This window comes from Rhodopseudomonas sp., assembly GCF_048594845.1.
Taxonomy (GTDB): Bacteria; Pseudomonadota; Alphaproteobacteria; order Rhizobiales; family Xanthobacteraceae; genus Rhodopseudomonas.
Genome location: NZ_JBMDXE010000197.1, coordinates 1 through 3267 on the forward strand (window position 1 = coordinate 1; position 3267 = coordinate 3267).

The following is a 3267-nucleotide window of genomic DNA, read 5'->3' on the forward strand; positions in this document are numbered from 1 at the left end:
CACCCGACCGGCCTTACGGCCGGCCACCCACCCCGCAAGGGGGAGGGAGACTGAAAGCGCGCTCGCCGTCATGACCTTCCTCACCATCCTGTTCGACGGCGTCGCTTACGGCCTGTTGCTGTTCGTGCTGGCGTGCGGGCTGGCGGTGACGCTGGGGCTGATGAACTTCGTCAACCTCGCGCACGGCGCGTTCGCGATGGCCGGCGGCTATGTCTGCGCCGTGCTGGTCAACAAGATGGGCTGGCCGTTCTTCGCGGCGCTGCCGATCGCGTTTCTCGCCAGCGCGCTGATCGGCGCGCTGTTCGAGCGGCTGCTGTATCGCCACCTCTACGATCGCTCGCATCTCGATCAGGTGCTGTTCAGCGTCGGCCTGGTGTTCATGTCGGTGGCCGCGGTCGATTTCATTATGGGTTCGTCGCGCGTGTTCATCACGCTGCCGGAGGTGCTGCAGGGCCAGATCGACCTGTTCGGCATCGGCATCGGCCGCGACCGGCTGATGATCATCGTGATCTGCGGCCTGCTCACCGTCGCGCTGCAATTGACGCTGGCGAAGACGCGCTTCGGCAGCCGGCTGCGTGCCGCGGTCGACGATCCCCGCGTCGCCTCCGGCCTCGGCATCAACGTGCCGCAGGTGTTCGCGCTGACCTTCGCGTTTGGCTGCGGACTGGCCGGCTTCGGCGGCGCGCTCAGCGCCGAGATCCTCGGGCTCGATCCGTATTTCCCGCTGAAGTTCATGATCTACTTCCTGATCGTCGTCACGGTCGGCGGCTCGTCGTCGATCACCGGTCCGTTCCTCGCCTCGCTGCTGCTCGGCATCGGCGACGTCGCGGGCAAATACTATTTGCCGAAGATGGGGCCCTTCATCATCTACACCATCATGATCGTGATCCTGATCTGGCGCCCAAACGGCCTGTTCGGCCGCACCGCCGCGCGGTGATCGCATGACGACGCCCTCGGACAATGTCGGTTTCCACGCCCGCCGCAGCGCGCGCTGGCGTGTCGGCGAAGCGGTGTTCTGGCTGGCGCTGATCGCGGTCGGATTCCTGTTGCCGTCGCGCTATCTGATTATGACCGACATCGTGCGGATTGGCCTGTTCGCGCTGTCGCTCGATCTGATCCTCGGCTATGCCGGCATTGTCTCGCTCGGCCATGCCGCGTTCTTCGGCGTCGGCGCCTATGCGGCGGGGCTGATGGCGCTGCACGGCATCGTGCCGGAGCCGGTGCTGGCGCTGCTGGTGGCCGGGCTCGCCGCCGCCGTGCTTGGCTTCGCTACCAGCTTCCTGGTGATCCGCGGCGTCGATCTCACCCGGCTGATGGTCACGCTCGGCATCGCGCTGCTGATGGAAGCGCTCGCCGAGCGGTTCTCCAACATCACCGGCGGCACCGATGGCCTGCAGGGCATCGTGATGCAGCCGATCCTCGGCGTGTTCGAGTTCGACATCTTCGGCAAGGTCGGGTTCTGGTACAGCGTCGTGGTGCTGTTCGTGATGTTCCTGCTGGCGCGCCGCATCGTGCATTCGCCGTTCGGCCTCAGCCTGCGCGCGATCCGCAACAATCCGCTCCGCGCTTCGGCGGTCGGCATTCCGGTCAACCGCCGTCTGGTCGCGGTCTATACGCTCGGCGCGTTCTATGCCGGCATCGCCGGCGCGCTGTTCACCCAGACCACGCAGCTCGCCTCCCTCGACGTATTCTCGTTCGAGCGCTCGGCCGATCTGGTGCTGGTGCTGGTGCTCGGCGGCACCGGTTATCTGTACGGCGGGCTGATCGGCGCGGTGATCTTCAAGATTCTGCAGGAAGTGTTTTCGACCATCACGCCGCAATACTGGCTGTTCTGGATCGGCCTGGTGCTGGTGACGATCGTGCTGATCGGCCGCGAGCGGCTGGAGCGCTGGGTGCTGTTCGTCCCGCGCCGCGTGGCAAAGCTGCTGCGCGGCTCCAAGCCGAGCGGGGGCGCCGCATGAGCTACGCGCTGCAGACCATTGGCCTCGACAAGCATTTCGGCGGTCTCCACGTCACTCGTGACCTGTCGCTCAACATCGCGCCCGGCGCGCGCCACGCGCTGATCGGGCCGAACGGCGCCGGCAAGACCACGGTGATCAATCAGCTCACCGGCGTGCTGAAGCCGAATAGCGGCCGCATCCTGCTCGAAGGGCAGGACATCACCGATATGCCGGTGCACAAGCGTGTGTTGCGCGGGCTGTCGCGCACCTTCCAGATCAACCAGCTTTACGCCGATCTGACGCCGCTCGAGACCATCGGCCTCGCCGTGTCGGAGCGCTCCGGCCATGGCGGCGACTGGTGGCGGCGGATGGGGACCCGTGCCGACATCAACGACGAGATCGCCGAGAACCTGGCGCGCTTCCATCTGCTCGACGTGATGAACGAGCCGACCGGCCGCTTGCCCTATGGCAAGCAGCGCCTGCTGGAGATCGCGGTGGCGATCGCCACCAAGCCGCGCGTGCTGCTGCTCGACGAGCCGGCCGCCGGCGTGCCGGAAAGCGAGCGCCACGACATCCTCGCCGCGGTGGCGAACCTGCCGCGCGAGGTCACGGTGCTGCTGATCGAGCACGATATGGACCTGGTGTTCTCCTTCGCCGACCGCATCTCGGTGCTCGTCTCCGGCGGACTGCTCACCGAAGGCCCGCCCGACGAGGTCGCGCGCGATCCGCAGGTCAAGGCGGTGTATCTCGGCGAGGACGCGCATGTCTGAGCGGAGAACGTCTGAGCTGCTGGCGATCGACAAGCTACGCGCCGGCTATGGCGAGGCGGTGGTGCTGCCCGAGATGTCGCTGCGTCTGCCCGAGGGCGAAGTGCTGGCGCTGCTCGGCCGCAACGGCACGGGCAAGACCACGCTGATCAATTCGATCGTCGGCGTCACTCGCAGGTTTTCCGGCCGGATCAGCCTCGGCGGCGTCGACATCACCACGCTGCGGCCGGACCAGCGCGCCCGCGCCGGGATCGGCTGGGTGCCGCAGGAGCGCAACATCTTCAAGTCGCTCACCGTCGAGGAGAACCTTACTGCGGTGGCGCAGCCGGGGCCGTGGACGGTGGCGCGGGTGTACGAGATGTTTCCGCGGCTGGAGGAGCGCCGCAGCAATTTCGGCAATCAGCTCTCGGGCGGCGAGCAGCAGATGCTGGCCGTCGGCCGCGCGCTCGTGCTCAATCCGCGCCTGCTGCTGCTGGACGAGCCGCTGGAGGGCCTGGCACCCATCATCGTGGAGGAGCTGCTGCGCGCGATCGCCCGCATCACGCGCGACGAGGGACTTT

Annotated in this window: 4 protein-coding genes; all 4 read left to right on the top strand. The window is 67.0% G+C overall.

Features of this window, described 5'->3' with window-relative positions; genetic code table 11:
- Positions 1 to 70: 70 nt before the first annotated feature.
- Complete coding sequence (locus tag ACOJTD_RS12835; RefSeq protein WP_420133295.1) at positions 71 to 937, top strand: branched-chain amino acid ABC transporter permease; 867 nt, start codon at positions 71 to 73, stop codon at positions 935 to 937.
- 4 nt (positions 938 to 941) lie between these two features.
- On the top strand, positions 942 to 1961 hold the full coding sequence (locus tag ACOJTD_RS12840) for a branched-chain amino acid ABC transporter permease (RefSeq protein WP_420133292.1): 1020 nt from the start codon (positions 942 to 944) through the stop codon (positions 1959 to 1961).
- Positions 1958 to 2710: an ABC transporter ATP-binding protein gene (locus ACOJTD_RS12845; RefSeq protein WP_420133293.1), complete on the top strand. Its 753-nt coding sequence runs from the start codon at positions 1958 to 1960 to the stop codon at positions 2708 to 2710. Before ACOJTD_RS12840 ends, ACOJTD_RS12845 begins: the two co-directional genes overlap by 4 nt.
- A partial coding sequence (locus ACOJTD_RS12850; protein ID WP_420133294.1) for an ATP-binding cassette domain-containing protein occupies positions 2703 to 3267 on the top strand: 565 nt, incomplete at its 3' end. The genes ACOJTD_RS12845 and ACOJTD_RS12850, both read left to right, overlap by 8 nt.